13 protein-coding genes are annotated in these 18226 nt (G+C 70.2%); 2 read left to right on the top strand and 11 right to left on the bottom strand.

Translation table 11 applies throughout. The annotated features are described in order from the left end of the window. Positions 1 to 198 precede the first annotated feature (198 nt). On the bottom strand, positions 199 to 1077 hold the full coding sequence (locus tag ACZ7CH_RS29250) for an RNA polymerase sigma-70 factor (protein WP_470375420.1): 879 nt from the start codon (positions 1075 to 1077) through the stop codon (positions 199 to 201). A 148-nt stretch (positions 1078 to 1225) separates the two neighbouring features. On the opposite strand from ACZ7CH_RS29250, the gene ACZ7CH_RS29245 reads away from it, so the two are divergent. Further along, positions 1226 to 1702 (top strand): carboxymuconolactone decarboxylase family protein, encoded by a 477-nt coding sequence (locus ACZ7CH_RS29245; protein WP_470375419.1) that lies wholly within the window; start codon positions 1226 to 1228, stop codon positions 1700 to 1702. Here ACZ7CH_RS29245 and ACZ7CH_RS29240 read toward each other — a convergent pair. After that, complete coding sequence (locus tag ACZ7CH_RS29240; protein WP_360391003.1) at positions 1696 to 2751, bottom strand: amidohydrolase family protein; 1056 nt, start codon at positions 2749 to 2751, stop codon at positions 1696 to 1698. The two genes, ACZ7CH_RS29245 and ACZ7CH_RS29240, sit on opposite strands and share 7 nt — an antisense overlap. A 2-nt stretch (positions 2752 to 2753) precedes the next feature. Beyond that, positions 2754 to 4313: a signal recognition particle protein gene (gene ffh, locus ACZ7CH_RS29235; protein WP_360391006.1), complete on the bottom strand. Its 1560-nt coding sequence runs from the start codon at positions 4311 to 4313 to the stop codon at positions 2754 to 2756. A gap of 77 nt (positions 4314 to 4390) precedes the next feature. Here ffh and ACZ7CH_RS29230 point away from each other — a divergent pair, with 77 nt between their 5' ends. Next, positions 4391 to 8158 (top strand): nSTAND1 domain-containing NTPase, encoded by a 3768-nt coding sequence (locus ACZ7CH_RS29230; protein WP_470375418.1) that lies wholly within the window; start codon positions 4391 to 4393, stop codon positions 8156 to 8158. On the opposite strand, the gene ACZ7CH_RS29225 is transcribed toward ACZ7CH_RS29230, so the two are convergent. The 8 genes from ACZ7CH_RS29225 to ACZ7CH_RS29190 all read right to left on the bottom strand — a co-directional run bounded on the left by ACZ7CH_RS29225 (position 8145) and on the right by ACZ7CH_RS29190 (position 18208). After that, a complete protein-coding gene (locus tag ACZ7CH_RS29225; protein WP_360391011.1) occupies positions 8145 to 8705 on the bottom strand; it encodes an AAA family ATPase in 561 nt (186 codons plus the stop codon). The genes ACZ7CH_RS29230 and ACZ7CH_RS29225 overlap by 14 nt on opposite strands. 322 nt (positions 8706 to 9027) lie before the next feature. Beyond that, positions 9028 to 11352, bottom strand: coding sequence for a [protein-PII] uridylyltransferase (locus ACZ7CH_RS29220; protein WP_470370779.1), 2325 nt, complete (start codon positions 11350 to 11352; stop codon positions 9028 to 9030). Between the two features lie 19 nt (positions 11353 to 11371). Then, the gene (locus tag ACZ7CH_RS29215; RefSeq protein WP_360391016.1) at positions 11372 to 11710 is read right to left on the bottom strand and encodes a P-II family nitrogen regulator; all 339 of its coding nucleotides are present in this window, start codon (positions 11708 to 11710) and stop codon (positions 11372 to 11374) included. Then, positions 11707 to 13050: an ammonium transporter gene (locus ACZ7CH_RS29210; RefSeq protein ID WP_360391018.1), complete on the bottom strand. Its 1344-nt coding sequence runs from the start codon at positions 13048 to 13050 to the stop codon at positions 11707 to 11709. Before ACZ7CH_RS29210 ends, ACZ7CH_RS29215 begins: the two co-directional genes overlap by 4 nt. Positions 13051 to 13305: 255 nt before the next feature. After that, on the bottom strand, positions 13306 to 14823 hold the full coding sequence (locus tag ACZ7CH_RS29205) for an alpha/beta fold hydrolase (RefSeq protein WP_470375417.1): 1518 nt from the start codon (positions 14821 to 14823) through the stop codon (positions 13306 to 13308). Positions 14824 to 14937: 114 nt separating this feature from the next. Continuing rightward, positions 14938 to 15930 (bottom strand): allantoicase, encoded by a 993-nt coding sequence (alc, locus tag ACZ7CH_RS29200; protein WP_360391023.1) that lies wholly within the window; start codon positions 15928 to 15930, stop codon positions 14938 to 14940. Beyond that, positions 15927 to 17216, bottom strand: a complete 1290-nt coding sequence (allB, locus tag ACZ7CH_RS29195; RefSeq protein WP_458430605.1) for an allantoinase AllB — start codon at positions 17214 to 17216, stop codon at positions 15927 to 15929. Before allB ends, alc begins: the two co-directional genes overlap by 4 nt. 5 nt (positions 17217 to 17221) lie before the next feature. Next, positions 17222 to 18208 (bottom strand): glycerate kinase family protein, encoded by a 987-nt coding sequence (locus ACZ7CH_RS29190; protein ID WP_470375500.1) that lies wholly within the window; start codon positions 18206 to 18208, stop codon positions 17222 to 17224. Positions 18209 to 18226 lie beyond the last annotated feature (18 nt).

Genomic DNA, 18226 nt, shown 5'->3' with positions numbered 1-18226 from the left:
GGTGCGGGACCGGTGCCTCGCGATACGAGTGGAGTGGGGACAGCGATCAGCGGCCCCGAATCCGAGGTTAGCGTGCTGCACCGGTGGAACCCGGCCAAGCGCCTGGCCAAAAGATGGTCAGATCGGGGTCTTGGCGGGTGTCCTTCTCCTCGTAGTCGAATCGGCGGGCGGAGAGGGGTCCAAACCTCCGCGCCGCGGTCAGCGGGCCAGCGGGTTCTCCCGTTCCATGTGCGAGAGCTTCGCCGGGTTGCGCACCGCGTAGAGCCCGCTGATCCGCCCGTCGTCGATGCGCAGCGCGATGACCGTGTCGAGCTCGCCGGCGAACTTGAGCACGAGCGCCGGGTAGCCGTTGACCTGCGCGGGTTCCATGGACCAGCCGGCCACCCTGGTGAGGCCGCCGAGCAGCATGCGGGCGACCTTCGCGGCGCCGACGACCGGACGGGGGACGGCTTGCTTCACGCCGCCGCCGTCGCCGAGGAACACGACGTCCGGTGCGAGCAGGTCGAGGAGTCCTTGCAGGTCACCGGTCTCGGTGGCGCGCCGGAACGCGGCCAGCGCGGCACGGGTGGCCGCCTGGGTGACGACCTCGCGCGGGCGGCGGGCGGCGACGTGGGAGCGGGCGCGGTGGGCGATCTGGCGGACCGCGGCCGGGGTCTTGTCGACGGCGGCGGCGATCTCGTCGTGGTCCAGGTCGAAGACCTCGCGCAGGACGAAGACGGCGCGTTCGGTCGGGGTCAGGGTCTCCAGGACGAGCAGCACGGCCATCGAGACGCTGTCGGCGAGCTCGACGTCCTCGGCGACGTCCGGGGCGGTGAGCAGGGGTTCCGGCAGCCACGAGCCGACGTAGGTCTCCTTGCGGCGGCCGAGGGTGCGCAGGCGGTCGAGGGAGTGGCGGGTCACGATGCGGACCAGGTAGGCGCGGTGGTTCTCGACGGTGCCGTGGTCGACGCCGGACCACTTCAGCCACGTCTCCTGCAGCACGTCCTCGGCGTCGGCGGCGGAGCCGAGCATCTCGTAGGCGATCGTGAAGAGCAGGTTGCGGTGGCTGACGAAGGTGTCCGTCGCGGTGTCCGGCATCGGTGTCCCCCTTGAACGTGGCCTCCCCACCAGACGCCACCCGATCGGGTCCTGTGACAGTGGCACGGGTCACAACGGCGGCCTGTCACACGGTCTGGAGCGGCGGCGTCCTGTGGGCACCGAGCAAGACCCACGAGGGAGGAACACCATGGAACCCCGCTTCGACCTCTTCGCCACCGAGACCGGCGCCAAGATCGCCAAGCGGTTCGCGGGCCTCGGCCAAGCGGTGCGCGGCACGTCGCTGCCGACGCTCACGGCCGAGCTGGTCAGCCTGCGGGCGAGCCAGCTCAACGGCTGCGGCTTCTGCCTCGACATGCACGTCAAGGAAGCCGTCGCCGCCGGTGAGGACCCGCTGCGGCTGCACCTGGTGGCCGGGTGGCGCGAGACCACCGTGTTCACCGAGGCCGAGCAGGCCGCGCTGGCGTTCGCCGAGGAGGGCACGCTGCTCACCAGGGACGGTGTCAGCGACGAGACCTGGGAGAACGTGCGCAAGCACTACGACGACGAGCAGGTGGCCGCGCTGGTGTGCCTGGTGGGGCTCATCAACGCGGCCAACCGGATGGCCGTCATCACGCAGCGGAAGGGCGGCTCGTACCAGGTCGGTGCGCTCGCCCGGGCTCAGTAGACCCGGCCCCGCAGCATGACCAGGCGCGGTGACCGCAGGACGTCGAGGTTCGTGCGCGGGTCCTCGTCGTACACCACGATGTCCGCGGCCGCGCCCTCGGTCAGCGACGGGAAGCCCAGCCACTCGCGGGCGTTCCACGACGCGGCACCGATGGCGTCGGCGGCGCTCATGCCCACGCGGTGCAGCGCGGCGATCTCGTCGACGATGCGGCCGTGCTGGATGCCACCGCCGGCGTCGGTGCCCGCGTAGACGGGGACGCCCGCCTCGACCGCCTTCGCCACCGTGGTGGCGACGCGGGCGTGCAGGTCGCGCATGTGGCTGGCGTAGGCCGGGTACTTGCCCGCCTTGTCCGCGATGCCGGGGAAGGTCTCGATGTTGATCAACGTGGGCACCAGCGCGGTGCCCCGTTCGGCCATCATCGCGATGGTGTCGTCGGTGAGGCCGGTGCCGTGCTCGATGCAGTCGATCCCGGCGCCGATCAGGCCGGGCAGCGCGTCCTCGCCGAACACGTGCGCGGTGACCTTGGCGCCGGCGTCGTGAGCGACCTTGATCGCCTGCGCCAGCTCGTCGTCCGTCCACAGCGGGGCCAGGTCGCCGACGCCGCGGTCGATCCAGTCGCCGACGAGCTTCACCCAGCCGTCGCCCTGCGCGGCCTGCTCGGCCACGGCGGAGGCGAGGTCGGTCTCGATCTCCACGCCGATGTGCGGCAGGTACCGCTTCGGCTTGGCGATGTGCCGGCCCGCGCGGATGATCCGGGGCAGGTCGAGGCGCTCCTGCAACGGCGTCGTGTCGACCGGCGACCCGCAGTCGCGGATCAGCAACGTGCCCGCGGCGCGGTCGGTCAGCGCCTGGTCGACGGCCTCGGGCAGTTCGACGCCACCCTGCGGGCCGAGGCCCACGTGGCAGTGCGCGTCGACCAGGCCCGGTACCAGGAAACCGCCGTCGACCACGGTCTGCGCACCCGGAACGGGCCGGGTGCGCACGCGGCCGTTGACCACCCACAGGTCTCGCGGCTCGCCGTCCGGCAGGACGACGCCGCGCAGGTGCATGGTCACTTCTTCTTTTTGTCGTCGCCGTCGAACTTGAACTTCGACGGGTCGAAGCCGGGCGGGAGCTCGTTCAGGCTGCCGCCGAGGTCGGGGAGGCCGCCGGGAGGCATGCCGGGGAGCTGGCCCATGCCGGGGAGGCCGCCCATGCCGGGCATCATCCCGGGGAAGCCGCCCTTGATCTTGGGGGGCGTCGGGCCGCGGCCCTTGCCCTTCTTCCCCTTCTTGCCCTTGCCCTTCTTGCCGCCACCGCCGCCGAAGCCCATCCGGCCGGCCATGGAGGCCATCATCTTGCGGGCCTCGAAGAAGCGGTTGACCAGGTCGTTGACGTCGCTGACCTTGACGCCGGAGCCGTTCGCGATGCGCAGCCGGCGGGAGCCGTTGATGATCTTCGGGTCGTCCCGCTCCGCCGGGGTCATGCCGCGGATGATCGCCTGGATGCGGTCGAGGTGCTTCTCGTCCAGCATCCCCAGCTGGTCCTTCATCTGGCCGGCGCCGGGGAGCATGCCGAGCAGGTTCGCGATCGGGCCCATCTTGCGGATCGCGAGCATCTGCTCCAGGAAGTCCTCCAGCGTCAACTGGCCGGAGTGCAGCTTCTGCGCGGCCTTCTCGGCCTGCTCCTGGTCGAAGTGCTGCTCGGCCTGCTCGATGAGGGTGAGCACGTCACCCATGCCGAGGATGCGCGACGCCATCCGGTCCGGGTGGAAGACGTCGAAGTCCTCGAGCTTCTCGCCGTTGGACGCGAAGAGGATCGGCTGGCCGGTCACCTCGCGGACCGAGAGCGCGGCACCACCGCGGGCGTCACCGTCGAGCTTGGTGAGCACGACACCGGTGAAGCCGACGCCGTCGCGGAACGCCGTGGCCGTGTTGATCGCGTCCTGGCCGACCATCGCGTCGACGACGAACAGGACCTCGTCCGGGTTGACGGCCGCCCGGATGTCGACGGCCTGCTTCATCATCTCCTCGTCGACACCGAGCCGGCCGGCCGTGTCGACGAGCACGATGTCGTGCTGCTTCGCCTTCGCTTCCTCGATGCCGCGGCGCGACACCGAGACCGGGTCGCCCACGCCGTTGCCGGGCTCGGGTGCGAACACGGGCACGCCCGCGCGCTCACCGACGACCTGCAGCTGCGTGACCGCGTTCGGGCGCTGCAGGTCGGCCGCGACGAGCAGCGGCGTGTGCCCCTGCCCCTTGAGCCACTTGGCGAGCTTGCCCGCGAGCGTCGTCTTGCCGGCACCCTGCAGACCCGCCAGCATGATCACCGACGGCGGGTTCTTCGCGAGGTTGAGCCGGCGCGTCTCACCACCGAGGACGTTGACGAGCTCCTCGTTGACGATCTTCACGACCTGCTGCGCCGGGTTGAGCGCCTGGTGCACCTCCGCACCCTTGGCGCGTTCCTTCACCTTGGCGATGAAGCCGCGCACCACGGGCAGCGCGACGTCGGCCTCGAGCAGCGCGACCCGGATCTCACGCGCGGTGGCGTCGATGTCGGCGTCGCTGAGCTTGCCCTTGCCGCGAAGGCCCTGGAGGACCGTGGTCAGCCGGTCGGAAAGCGTCGAGAACACGCCTCCCAGACTAGCTGGCCGTCCCGTCACCCGAGGGCAGGCTCCCCATCTGCGTCGATTGCTGCAGGATTCAGCGCATGGGGCGCATCTTCGTCAGCTACCACGGCCACGACGAGGGCGACACCATCGCGCTCTACCTGCGTGAAGCGCTCCTGGCCGCCGGCTACGAGGACGTGCACGCCTACACGGCACCCGGATCAGGCCCGACGGTGTCGTTGCCGTGGAAGGACAGCCTGCGCCGTGAGCTGCTCGGCGCGGAGGCGTTGATCGTGGTCACGTCGCCCGGCTCCGCCTCCGAATGGTGCATCTGGGAGGTGTCGGTCTTCCGCGAACGCAAGCCCGAGTCGCCGTGCATCGAGTTCTTCAGCGCACGCACTCAAGGCCGCGTGCTCCTCAACGACCTGCAAGCGCAAAGCGTGGACGCGTCTGATCCGGCTTCGTTGGCGGCGGCTGCGGACATACTGCTCGGCACTCTCTCGCGGGCGGGTGTGAGCACGGCGGCGGGCCCTTCATCACCGTTTCCTGGTTTGAAGGCGTTCGACGAACACCAGGCGTCGCTGTTCTTCGGCCGTGATGACGATGTACGGCGGCTTGCCGAGCCTCTACTCGGACGGCGTACGTCTGGCGCGATAGCGGTCATCGGACCGTCAGGCGCCGGAAAGTCCTCGCTGGTCCGTGCGGGTTTGATTCCGCTGCTGAGGAAGCACGGGCGAACGATCACGGGCCCCCTCACACCTGCTCGGGACGCAATCGACATCATCACTGCCGGCAGCCATGCCGAACACCACGTCGTAGTGCTCGACCAGGCCGAGGAACTGTTGCTCGGAGCCGAGGACGGACATCTGGCTCCTGAGCCGTCCGCGCTGGTCAAGGCCTTGATTGAGGCAAGTCGCACCACAGCGTGGGTCGTGTACACCGTGCGGGCGGACTTCCTCGACGCGCTGATGCAGCACGAGGAGTTCACACCTCTGCTGCGCGACAACTTCTTGGTCAACCAACTCACCAGCGCCGACCTGCCGCTCGTCGTGAACGGGCCTCTGCGCTCACGCGGCTGGCACGTCGACGAGGAGGCACTCGGCTCGATCTTGGCGGACACCAGCCGCGGCTCGCTACCACTCCTTGCGTTTGCGTTGGAGAACTTGTGGTGGCACGTCAACCCGGATGGCACCCAGCCGCCGCGAGCGATCACCCGCGCCGAGTACCTGGCGTCGGGCCGAGTCATGGACATCCTCCGGCGGCAAGCCGAAGAAGCGTTCGCGATGGCTCGTGACCTCGTTCGCGACGGCGACGGGTCATGGCCTGATCCCCGAGAGGCCGAGCTCGAGGTGCTGCGCACACTCCACCGGCTGGCCACCGTCGACGCATCCGGCAGGTTCACGAGACGCCCGGTCGCGCTGCGCGGACTGAGCCCGTCGGAACGACAGCTGCTCGACTCGTTCATCGCGAACCGCGTCCTCACCACCGTCCGGCTGAGCGCGGTGGGCGAAGACGGCTGGGCACACTGCGGTCAGGACGCCGTTGAGGTTGCACACGAAAGCTTGTTCGAGCATTGGCCGCGGTTGCGGGAGAGTTTGCAACGCGACCAAGCAGCGCTGCTCGCCCGCCGAGAACTGGAGGGCATCGCCGCAGACTGGACACGACACCCCGACCAGCTCATCGCGCCCTCTCGGCTCACTTCCCTGCTTGCGGCGCTGTGGCCCGTCGCCGAGAACAGATCGTTCCGCGAGTCTCGCAGGCAGTTCGCTGAAGCAGTGGCTGCATCCGGTCTGTCGGAGGACGCCCGGCAGTTGGTCGAGCTGTCACTGCAGCAACGGCTCGATGAGGTCGTGAAGCGCAAACGTCTGCTGGATCCCGAGGAGGTGTTGCGGTCACTCGCCGGTGACGACACCTCAGCCCGAATTCTGTGGCTCGCGCCTGATGTGGCCAAGTGGAAACAGGCGCTTCTGGAAGCGTTGTCATCCACACCGCTACTGCGATCGACGCCCAGCCCCGGTGTGGGCATTGCGAACGTGGCTTGGTCACCTGACGACACCATGGTGGCGACCGGCTCCTCCGACGGAAAGATCAACATCCGCAACGCGGACCGAGATGAACCTCGGTGGACCCTCTCCCACGGAATCGGCACAACGGACGTCCGGTCGATCGCATGGTCGGTCACCGGCGACATCATCGCGTCGGCCGGGACCGATGAGGTTCTCCGTCTGTGGTCGGTGAGCGAGAAGCGGGAACTCCGGGAACTGCCGTTGCAGGGCAGGCCGGTTTCCGTGCGCTTCAACGCCGAAGGCAGGTTTCTCCTGGTCGCTTGTGCGAACGGAGTGGTCCGGGTCTGGGATCTCTTCGAGGAACTCCCCGACGCGATGTGGCAGTTCCGGACGCTGAACACCGCCGTGCAGCCATCGGCGTTGTGGGACGCCGACATCTCAAGCGACGGCAGATGGGTCGCGGTCGCACGGGGTGATGGCGGCATCGTTGTCGCGAGCACGGCGAACGGCCCGGTTTCCTCAGAGCACAGACACATCGCGACGGGTTCGGTTGTCCACTCGGTGCGGTTCCACCCGTCGGACAACGAGGTGCTCGCGAGTGGGAGTGAAAACGGCAGCGCCGGGCTGCACCGCATGGACGCAGAACGCCACCTGCTCGGGCACACCGGGGCAGTCGAGGCGGTGGCGTGGTCGCCGGATGGGACGCGACTGGCCACCGGGGCCGTCGACGGCGTGCTGCGGGTCTGGGACGCGGTGACCGGGGAGGAGGTGTTGCGGCTGCACGTCCACCAGCACGCCGTGCGAGCCATCGCGTGGTCGCACCGGGGAGATCGTCTGGCGACGGTGTCAGCCGACGGCGTCGAGCGAACCTGGAAGATCGGTTCGGAACCGGACTACCGGTGGTTCAGCGCGCGCGAACCGGTTCGCGCGCTGGCTTGGAATCCTCTCGACCTCGAACTGTCGGTCGGTATGTCCGCGAACCTCCACGACGACCGGGCTCCGTCACGCTGGACGTCGGAGGTGAGCCGGCGCGACATCAGGTTCATCCAGTACCCGGCACCGGAGGCGTTGGCCTGGACACCGGACGGTGAGCAGCTCGCGGTCGGAGCCTCCCGCGGCGATGTGCTCGTCTACGACAAGAACTTCCGCATGGTGGCGCAGCTCACCGGACAAGCCGACCCCGCACTCGACGTCCACTGGTCGGCAGACGGCTCGCTGCTGGCGGTGGCATCGCTCAGCTACACGGGTGTGCCCAGGATCTACGGTCGCACCGGAGAACTGATCGTGCCGACGAACTGGAGGGACCACGCGGGATCGCTCAGAGCAGTCCGCTGGCATCCATCCCGGAACGTTCTCGCAGTCGCGGACTCGGAGAACCTGATCACCATCAACACCCTGGACCGCACACTGTGCAGTTTCAGGACCAACAAACGGTTCACCTGCCTCGACTGGCATCCGGGTGGAGAGCTCCTGTCGGTCGGATGTGCGGACGCAACCATCCTCGTCCTGCGTCTCACAGATGAGCTGGGCGAGGAGTCCGAGCTGCGTGGACACCGGGATCAGATCAACGTCGTGGCATGGTCTCCGGACGGCGGTTCTCTTCTCACTGCGTCCGACGACCACACCGCTCGCCTGTGGGACACCACCACGGGCGGTCAGCGGACGGCGTTGATCGGGCACAGCTCCGCGGTGACAGCAGCGTTGTGGCTGCCCGATGACGTGATCGTCACCGGCTCGTCCGACCGCACGGTCAGGTTCTGGGACATCGCCGACGGCCGCACCCACCCGATGACGGGTTCGGCCGTCACCGGAGACCCCGATGACCTCATCGCGGAGGCCAGACGCAGGATCAGCCCACGGTGATCCGCAGGCCGCCGGACGTGCCCGCGCGGGTCAGCAGCGTCACCGACCGGAACCCGAACGGCACCCAGCCCGACTCGAAGCGCTCGCGCATCTCCACGCCGCGGCGCACGTGCCGTTCGAACGCGTGGGTGCGCACGATGCGGCGGCGCGCGATCTGGCCGTCCAGGGCCTGGGCGGCGGTGGCGTCGAGCCACAGGAAGTGGCGGGCGCGGCCGGAGAGCAGGCCGGCCAGGACCAGCATGGAACGGGTGCCGGGGCGGGTGGACGGCTCGTGGACGACCAGCAGGCCCGGGCTGAAGAGGGCCGCCCGGAACACGCGCAGGCGGTGGGTGAGGTGGACGACGACGCGCCAGTACCGGTACGGCAGCGGGATGCGGGGTTCGAGGAACGTGCGGACCTGGTCCGAGTCGAGCACCGTGACCGGCTCGTCCGCTTTCAGGCGGGTGAGCAGCGTCGTCTTGCCCGCGCCGGGGATTCCGGCGAGGACGACGAGTGAGCGGCGCTGCACTCGGACGGCGGTGGTCTGCGTGTTCAACACGGCGGTCATGTCCTAGAAGACGTCTGGGCCGGCCCTCTCGTTCAGTTTGGTCCGATTCATCACCGAATGCACGGAAAAATCCGGGTGATCAAGCGCACCGTCTGAGAGGAGACCGGCAACCGCGGCCGGAGCCACCGGCGGTGTCGGTCGCGCGGTGGCCTCCCCCAGCCCCGCCAACGCCCACCACCGGTCTGCCCCGGCCGGGCCACCTCGTCCGGGAAGCGGTCCACCCCTCGAAGGACGCTTTCCGGACACGACGAAGACTGCCCTGTTCCGCGGCGCCGCAGGAGCGTGAGCACCCCGAGTGGTTGTGCGTAGGAATACTCATCCGCTACCTGGCCGCGTCGAGCACGGCGCGTTCGACGCGCCGCCGGTCCAGGTCGGAGCCGGCGATGCTGAACGAGTCGACGACCGTGGCGCCCAGCGTCGAGACGCGCGCCCACCGCACGTCCACGCCGCACTGCTCCAGGGCGCCCGCGATCCGGTGCAGCAGGCCGATGCGGTCGGCCGCGCGCAGCTCCAGCACGACCGCGCCGGTGGCCTCGTCGTCGAACCACAGCACGCGCGCGGGGGGCGGGTCGAGTGGCGGGCCGCCGTAGTCGCGTTCCTTGGCGGCGAGCTTGTCGGCCAGCGGCAGGGAGCCCTCGATGGCCCTGGCGAGTTGTTCGCGCAGCAGGGCGGCGTCGGGGAGTGAGCCGAACCGCGGGGAGACCGTGAACGCGTCGACCGTCGCGCCGCCGTGGGAGCGCAGGGTCGCCGCGTGGACCTCCAGCGAGTTCAGCGCGAGCACGCCCGCCGCCTTCGACAGCATGCCGGGGCGGTCGGGGGCGAGCACCGTCACGACGGCCGCGTGGTCCTGCTTCTCCAGCAGCACGTCGGGTTTTCCGGTCGCCGCGACGCGTTCGGCCATCGCCACGTGGGCCGGGTCGAGGGGTTCCGGCTTGGGCAGCGCCTCCCCCGCCATGGCCGTGCGGCAGCGGGCGACCAGGTCGGCCAGCAGCAACGCCTTCCAGTCCGTCCACACGCCGGGACCGGTGGCCAGGGAGTCCGCCTCCGCCAGCGCGTGCAGCAGCTCCAGCAGCACCGCGTCGCCGCCGAGGGTCTCGACCACGCGGTGCACGGTCGCCGGGTCCTCGACGTCGCGGCGGGTCGCTGTGTGCGGCAGCAGCAGGTGGTGGCGGACCAGGGCGGACAGCGTCGCGACGTCCTGCGGCCACAACCCGATCCGCTCGCCGATCGCCGTGGCCAGCGCGGCGCCGACCTCGGAGTGGTCCTGCTGCCGGCCCTTGCCGATGTCGTGGATCAACGCGCCCAGCAGCAGCAGGTCGGGCCGTGACACCGTTGTCGCCAGCCGGGCGGCGTGCGCGACGGTCTGCACGAGGTGCCGGTCGACGGTCCACATGTGCGCGGCGTCGCGCGGCGGGAGGTCCCGCACGGCACCCCACTCGGGGAACAGCCGGCCCCACAGCCCGGTGCGGTCCAGTGCCTCCACCACGTCCACGAGCCCGCTGCCGCTGCCCAGCAACGCCAGCAGCTCCTCGCGGGCCTCGCGCGGCCACGGCTGGCGCAGCTCCGGCGCCGAGTCCGCGAGCCGGGTCAGCGTTCCGGCCGCGATCGGGTGCTTCGAGCGCGCCGCCGCCGTCGCGACGCGCAACAACAGCGCGGGATCACGGCTCGGGATCGCGTCACGGGCCAGGGACACCTCGGACCCGTGCAGCACAACGCCTTCATCGAGCGGCCGGCGCGGCGGCTGGCCCCGCAGGAACGCCCCGAGCCCCCGTTTCGGAACCGCGGCACGGGCCGTTCGTGTGGCCACGTCGAACGCGTACACGACCGTTCGCGCGGCGGAGGAGAGCGACCGGGCCAACGCGAACCGGTCGGCCAGCCCCAGCGCGGAGGCCACCTCGTCACCGTCCTGCGCGCGCAGCACGTCACGGGGTTTGCGCGCCACCCTGCGGAGCTCGGTGCGCACGTCCAGCAGCAGCTTGCGGGCCTCGTCCACGTCGGCCGACGGCCGGTCGACCAGCTGGGCCACCGACAGGGCGTCGAGGATCGTGATGTCCCGCAGCCCGCCGCGGCCGTGCTTCAGGTCGGGTTCCACGCGGTGCGCGATCTCGCCGCTGCGCGCCCACCGCTTGGTCGAGGACTCGGCGATCTCGTCGAGCCGGTTGCGCACGTTGCCGCGCCACGCCTGCCGCGCGCCGTCGGCGAGCTTGCGGGTGATCTCCTGGTCGCCCGCGACGTGCCGGATGTCCAGCAGCCCCAACGCGGTCCGCAGGTCTCCGGCGGCCACGCGCAGTGCCTCGCCGACCGTGCGGACGGAGTGGTCGAGGCCGATGCCGGAGTTCCACAGGGGGTACCAGAGCTTCTCGGCGATCTCGTCGATGTTCTTGAGACCGCCGTGCACGAGCACGAGGTCCAGGTCGGAGTAGGGCACGAGCTCGCGCCGCCCCAGCCCGCCGACCGCCACCAGCGCGACACCCGGTCCGGATGTCCCAGCTGCGCCCGCGTGTTTGGTCAACCAGAACTCGTGCAGGTCCACGAGTGCCTCGCGCAGCGGTTCGGCGGCCAAGCGACGACGACCTGGCACGAGCAGCCTCTCGCGGGCTCGCACCAGGTCGTCAGCCGTGACGACGGCCGTTTCGTTGTTCTCCACGGGCCGTCTCCCTCAGTCCTTAGAGCGCGTCCGATCCGCGTTCGCCGGTGCGCACCCGCACCACGGCGTCGACCGGGGTGACCCAGACCTTGCCGTCGCCGATCTTGCCGGTGCGGGCGGCCTCGACCACCGCTTCCAGCACCTTGTCGACGGCGGTGTCGTCCACGACGACCTCGATCTTGATCTTGGGCACGAAGTCCACCGAGTACTCGGCGCCGCGGTAAACCTCGGTGTGGCCCTTCTGGCGGCCGTAGCCCTGCACCTCGCTGACGGTCATGCCGAGCACCCCGAGCTGTTCGAGGGCGCCCTTCACGTCGTCGAGCGTGAACGGCTTGATGATCGCGGTGACCAGCTTCATGACTTGTTGCTCCCCTCGAGGACCGCGGTCGCACCCGCGGCCACGCTCGGCTTGCCGGTTCCCCGCGCACTGGTGAGGCTGCCGTACTCGTAGGCGCGCTCAGCGTGCTCGGACTCGTCGATGCTCGCCACCTCGGCCTCCTCGGTGGCGCGGAACCCGACGGTGAACTTCACCAGGTAGCCGAGGAGCAGGCTGATCACGAACGAGTAGCCCAGCACCGCGACCGCGCCGACGGCCTGGCGCCACAGCTGGTCGAAGCCGCCGCCGTAGAACAGGCCGTTGATCTTGGCCGGGGCCGCCTCGCTGGCGAAGAGGCCGATCAGGATCGTGCCGGACAGGCCACCGACGAGGTGCACGCCGACGACGTCGAGCGAGTCGTCGAAGCCCAGGCGGTACTTCAGGGACACGGCCAGTGCGCACAGGACACCGGTGATCGCACCGACCGCGATGGCACCGATCGGCGTGACCGACGAGCAGGCGGGCGTGATGGCGACCAGGCCGGCGATGATGCCCGACGCGGCACCGAGCGTGGTGGCCTTGCCGTCGCGGATGCGCTCGGTGAGCAGCCAGCCCAGCATGGCGGCGCAGGTCGCGACGAGCGTGTTGACGAACGTGACACCGGCGAGGCCGTTGGCGCCCAGCGCGGAACCGGCGTTGAACCCGAACCAGCCGAACCACAGCAGACCGGCGCCGAGCACGACCAGCGGCAGGCTGTGCGGCTTCATCGGCTCCTTCGGCCAGCCGACGCGCTTGCCGAGGACGATCGCGAGCGCGAGACCCGCCGCACCGGCGTTGATGTGGACAGCGGTGCCACCGGCGAAGTCGATCGCGAGCAGCTTGTTGGCGATCCAGCCACCGGGGTCGATGACGTTGCCGTCGGCGTCCTTGCCGTCGAAGTCGAAGACCCAGTGCGCGACCGGGAAGTAGACGACGGTGGCCCACAGGCCCGCGAACAGCAGCCACGGGCCGAAGCGGGCGCGGTCGGCGATCGCACCGGAGATGAGGGCGACCGTGATGATCGCGAACATGGCCTGGAACGCCACGAACGCGGTGCTCGGGATCTTGCCGGCGAGCGAGTCCGCACCCAGCAGCCCGTCGAGGCCGAAGAACTCGAACGGCTTGCCCAGCAGGCCGGCGCCGACGTCCGCGCCGAACGCCGTCGAGTACCCGAAGAGCACCCACAGGACACCGACCACGGCCATCGCGCCGAGGCTCATCATGATCATGTTGAGCACGCTCTTCGAACGGACCATGCCCCCGTAGAAGAAGGCGAGGCCCGGCGTCATCAACAGCACCAGGGCGGCGCTGGTGAGCACCCAGGCGGTGTCCCCTGTATCCACTTCGACCTCCACTGCACGTCGGTTGCAGGGAGCATCGGCATGGCCTGTTTCACGCGCCCGCGCAGAACGTTTCGCCGAGGTGAACTGTCGGGGCGGGGGTGTTACGACCGCGTTTCGCCGCGTTCACGGCTTCGGTTCGGTCACCTCACGGCGCCGGTCCGGTCACGAGGCGTGTCCCGCCCCGCTCACCCGCCCGTGACGTGAACCGCGCCCCCGGCGTACACACCGGGGGCGCGGTTCACGACGGGTGACGGACTAGAACGGGCCCACCGTGACCTTCGGCTTCGCCGACAGCACGGCCGGCTCGAGCGGCGGCTCGACGGCGGCGCAGGTGGTGCCGTTGCGCGGCAGCTTCAGCGACAGCAGGTACTCGTTGTTGATCTTCAGCGTGCACTCGCTGCGGTCGTAGACGCCGTGGCCCCAGCCCTCGTAGGTGACGAAGACGGTGGTGTCACGGGACTGCCGGTGCGCGTTGACGGCCCACTCGTACACCGTCGCCGTGTCGTAGCGCGAGTTGGTGAGCAGGATCTTCGGCGCGTTCTTGATCTTCAGCGGACGCTGGGCGTTGGTGGCCTTCGGGAAACCGACGCAGCCCATCATGGCGCCGTGGCCGATCGATGAACCACGGGTGTTCGGCGCGACGCGGTTCTCCAGGGCGTTGAGGGCCTGGTACTCGCCCCACGAGCCGACGCGCAGGTTGTAGTCGTTGCAGAAGATGCCCGCGAACGGGTTCTCCGCGGTCTCCCCCGCGGCGAAGGTCTTGGCGGGCGCCGGCGCACCGGCCACGAGCGTCGCGATCCAGTCGGCGAACGGCTTGAACGACGGGCCGTAGCCCATGCCGACGACGTTGGCGCCGAGGTTCTCCGCGGTGATCTTGCGGCCGCTCTCGTCGACGAGCTCACCGCGGTCGGCCCTGGCGAGCAGGTCCTTCCAGATCTTGCGGAGGTCCTTGCCGTAGAACGGCGAGGCCGGCGTGCGGTCGCTCCACTTGACCCACTCGTTGAACATGTCGTCCGCGCCACGCGCCTCGGTCTCGAGGAACTTCCACGTGCCGAGGCTGTGGTCCATGTTCGAGTCGATGATCATGGCGCGGATGTTGCGGCCGTACTGCTCCGCGTAGTGCTGGCCCATGATCGTGCCGTACGAGACGCCGTAGTAGTTGATCTTCTGCTCGCCCAGCGCGCGCCGGATAGAGTCGATGTCGTGCGCCACGTCCCTGGTGGAGGCGTGGTCGAAGATCGCACCGGACTGCTTGCGGCAGTCCGCGCGCAGCTCCTTGTTGAACGCGACCAGCCGGTCGAACTCGGCCTTCGACTTCGGGTACTCCGACGGCGACTTCTGCAGCAGGTCGAGCGAGCACTTGATCGGCTGGCTGCGTGCGACACCGCGCGGGTCGAACCCGATGACGTCGAACCTGTCGACGATCTCCTTGCTGAAGTACCGGTCGGCGCCGAAGGAGAAGTCGACGCCGGAACCGCCCGGCCCACCGGGGTTGATGACCATGGCGCCGATGCGCTGCGCCGGGTCGTTCGCCTTGCGCCGCGACACGGCGAGCTGGAACTTCTCGCCGTTCGGCTTCGCGTAGTCGATCGGCAGCGTCAGGAACCCGCAGTCGACCGTCGGCACCTCCTCGCAGGGCTTCCAGTCGATCGCGCCGACCTTGAACTCCGGCTGTGCCTGCCCCTGCTCCGCCGCGGTGGCGAGCGGAGCCATGCCCAGAACCAATGCAGAACTCGCGAGCGCGGCCCCGAAGACGCGCATCATCGGTTGCATGGATTTCCTCCCTAGATCCCCGATCTGGCGAGAGGAAACGCTTCCACCGTTCGTGTGATCCGTACAACCGACCGAAGTATGGGGGCGAATCAGACCGTAGTCGGACAACCACCCTCAGTTGGTCGTTTCAGACCACACCGTCCGCAGGTGAGCTAGGCCGTCACTCGTAGGGGTACCGAGCAGACGGAGCCTTGCCATCCCGCCGTCGGGGTGGATGTCGAGCCGCGCGTGGGTCACCTCCGGGGCGTCCACGAGGAACCGGTGCCGGGTGTCGGGTTGCAGCCGGGTCAGCGGCAGCACGTCGAACCACGCGCCCGGGTCCCGGCGCGCGTCGCAGCCGCTGACCGACGCCCAGCCCGGCGCGTTGCCCTTGAAGTGGCTGGTGTCGAGCTCGACCAGCCGCACCACGCCGGCCGCCGCGAGCTGCACGGACACCCAGTCGTTGCCGTCGTCGCGGCGGCGCGCGGTCTCCCAGCCCTCGCCCATCACCGTCGCCTGACCGGGGGCGATGAGGTTGTTGGGCGAGCTGTAGAACATGTTGCTGCACCCCACGACGACCGCGCCGTTCTCCAGTGCCGCCAGGTCGACGCCGCCGACGAGCAGGCGCGGGTCGGCGACCGGCTGACCGTGCACGCGCAACCGGGCGACTCCGCCGTCCGGGTCGATGGTGAGGCGGACGTGCGTGACGCGGCGGTGCTCGGTGACGTCGAAGAAGTGCTTCTCGTCGCCCTGGAGCGGCGAGCGTCCGACCAGCGGGAACCACCCGGTGATCTCGTCGGCCGCCGGGTAGCCGTCGACCTGGGCGCCCTCGACCCAGCAGAACGGCGGGTAGTTGCCCTTGAAGAACGCCGTGTCGACGACGATCCCGCGCACCACGCCGGGCATGCCGAGCCGGACCACGGCCTGGTCGACACCGGGCTCCCGGCGGCGCCGGGTCTCCCAGCCGTCGTAGATCTGGCCTTTGTGGCCGAAGGTGTAGACCTGGTAGACCGGCTCGGCGGGCTTGACCAGGTTCTCCCGCTCTGCGAACAGCTCGTCGTTCGCCCACACCACACCGCCGCCGACCGCGCGCGAGGCGAGATCGGGCAGCCGGGTCCACTCCGTCATGCTTCTCCTCTGCGTAGCAGCTTGCCGGGGGTCGTGCCGGTCTCCTTGCCGCGCAACCACGTCTGCCGCACCACGCCGTGCAGCTCGCGCCCGTGGTAGGGCGTGACGGGGTTGCGGTGGTGCAGCGCGTTCCGGTCCACCACGAACGTCTGGTCCGGTGCGAACACCACGAGGTCCGCGTCCTTGCCGACCTCGACGGCGCCCTTGGTCGTGAGCCCGGCCTGCCGCGCCGGGTGCGCCGCCATCCAGCGCACGACGTCGGTGAGCCGGAAACCGCGGTCGCGGGCGCCCGTCCACACCGCCGGCAGGCCGAGCTGCAGCGACGCGATGCCGCCCCACGCCGTGGCGAAGTCGCCGGCCTTCAGCTCGGCGGTGCTCGGCGAGTGGTCGCTCACGACGAGGTCGACCACGCCGTCGCGCAGGCCCTGCCACAACGCCTCGCGGTTGACCTCCTCGCGGATCGGCGGGCAGCACTTGAACTCCGTCTGCCCGTCGCGGATCTCCTCGGCGGTGAACGTGAGGTAGTGCGGGCAGGTCTCCGCGGTGATCGGCAGGCTCTCCCGCTTCGCGGCCCCGAGGATTGCCAACGCGTCCGACGACGACAGGTGCAGGATGTGCGTGCGAGCGCCGGTCTTGCGGGTCAGCTCGACGACGTCGCTGATCGCCTTGTTCTCGGCCTCGCGCGGCCGGGACGCGAGGAACCCCGCGTAGTCCGGCTCGGAGTCGCGGACCGTGTGCGCGTCCTCGGCGTGCACAATGGTCAACGCGTCGAGCGTCGCCAACCGCCGCAACGCCACGTCGAGCTCCGGCACGGTCACCGCGGGGAACTCGTCGACGCCCGAGTGCAGCAGGAAGCACTTGAAGCCGAAGACGCCCGCCTCGTGCAACGGCTTCAGGTCGTCGAGGTTGCCTGGGACGATCCCGCCCCAGAACCCGACGTCCACCGAGACGTTGGCCGCGGCCTTGCGCTTGGTCTCCAGCGCCGCGACGTCGACGGTCGGCGGGATGCTGTTGAGCGGCATGTCGATGATGGTGGTGACGCCACCGGCGGCCGCCGCGCGGGTGGCGGTCTCGAAGCCCTCCCACTCGGTGCGGCCGGGGTCGTTGACGTGCACGTGCGTGTCGACGAGACCGGGCAGCAGCACCTCGTCGTCCGCGAGGCGCACGACGTTCGGCGACTCGATGAACGGTTCGACGGCGACGATCCGGCCGTCGGCGACACCGACGTCGCACGCGATCTCGCCCTGCGGGGTGACCACCCTGCGGGCGCGGAACACCAGGTCCATGTCCCTCACTCTGACACCCAGTCGCGCGCGATGCGACCACCGAGACCCACCAGCAGCTCCTCCGCCCGCGCCAGGCACCGGGTGAGGTCCGGTTCGACGTCCAGCAGCGCGTAGGCGGCCTTCAACCCCAGGTCACCGGGCTCGACCGAGCACTGCCCTGCCACCGCGACCACCGGCACGTCACCGGAGGCCCGCACGACCCCGTACGGCGCCTTCCCGTGCCTGGTCTGGGCGTCCAGCGAGCCCTCGCCGGTGATCACCAGCGACGCGTCCGCGACCGCTCGGGCGAACCCGGCCAGCTCCAGCACCACCTCGATGCCCGGCCGGAACCGGCCGCCCAGGCAGAGCGCCGCGAACCCGATCCCGCCGGCCGCACCGGCTCCCGGCCGGTCCACGAGCTCGGGTCCGGTCCGCTGCGCGAACGCCGCCAGCCGCTGCTCCAGCACCGCGACCTGCTCGGGTGAGGCGCCCTTCTGCGGCCCGTAGACCGCGGCGGCACCGTGTGGCCCGAGCAACGGGTTGTCCACGTCCGAAGCGAGCACCAGGTCGACGCCGTCGAACGAGGTGTCCCCGAGCGCTTCGAGCATGCCCGCACCCCCGTCGGTGCAGGCGCTGCCGCCCAGCCCGAGCACGACGGTCGTGCAGCCGACGTCCAGCGCGGCTCTCAGCAGCTCACCGACGCCGTGGCTGGTGGCGTCGAGCGGAGCGGGTTCGGCGAGCAACGCCAGCCCGGCCGCCGAGGCCACCTCCACCACGGCGGTCCGGTCCCGCACCGCGAACGACGCGGGCACCGGCTCGCCGACCGGTCCGGTGACCCAGCGCCCGACCCGGACGAACCCGGCGGCGACGGCCGCGTCGACCGTGCCGTCACCGCCGTCGGCCACCGGCAGACAACGCACGACCACGTCGGGAACCGCCTCCCGCAGGCCGCGCGCCACGGCAGCGGCGACCCGCGGAGCGGTGAGCGATCCCTTGAACTTGTCCGGCGCAATGAGTACGCGGGGAGCTTT

Source organism: Lentzea sp. NPDC037011 (genome assembly GCF_055607425.1).
The sequence above is the reverse complement of the archived record's forward strand: the minus strand, read 5'-3'. Positions and strand labels throughout refer to the sequence as shown.

Excerpts from the sequence above, each read along its gene's own strand:
- ACZ7CH_RS29250 (WP_470375420.1), bottom strand. The coding sequence starts at position 1,077 with ATGCCGGACACCGCGACGGACACCTTCGTCAGCCACCGCAACCTGCTC.
- ACZ7CH_RS29245 (WP_470375419.1), top strand. The coding sequence starts at position 1,226 with ATGGAACCCCGCTTCGACCTCTTCGCCACCGAGACCGGCGCCAAGATC.
- ACZ7CH_RS29240 (WP_360391003.1), bottom strand. The coding sequence starts at position 2,751 with ATGCACCTGCGCGGCGTCGTCCTGCCGGACGGCGAGCCGCGAGACCTG.
- ACZ7CH_RS29230 (WP_470375418.1), top strand. The coding sequence starts at position 4,391 with ATGGGGCGCATCTTCGTCAGCTACCACGGCCACGACGAGGGCGACACC.
- ACZ7CH_RS29225 (WP_360391011.1), bottom strand. The coding sequence starts at position 8,705 with ATGACCGCCGTGTTGAACACGCAGACCACCGCCGTCCGAGTGCAGCGC.
- ACZ7CH_RS29215 (WP_360391016.1), bottom strand. The coding sequence starts at position 11,710 with ATGAAGCTGGTCACCGCGATCATCAAGCCGTTCACGCTCGACGACGTG.
- ACZ7CH_RS29205 (WP_470375417.1), bottom strand. The coding sequence starts at position 14,823 with ATGCAACCGATGATGCGCGTCTTCGGGGCCGCGCTCGCGAGTTCTGCA.
- alc (WP_360391023.1), bottom strand. The coding sequence starts at position 15,930 with ATGACGGAGTGGACCCGGCTGCCCGATCTCGCCTCGCGCGCGGTCGGC.
- allB (WP_458430605.1), bottom strand. The coding sequence starts at position 17,216 with ATGGACCTGGTGTTCCGCGCCCGCAGGGTGGTCACCCCGCAGGGCGAG.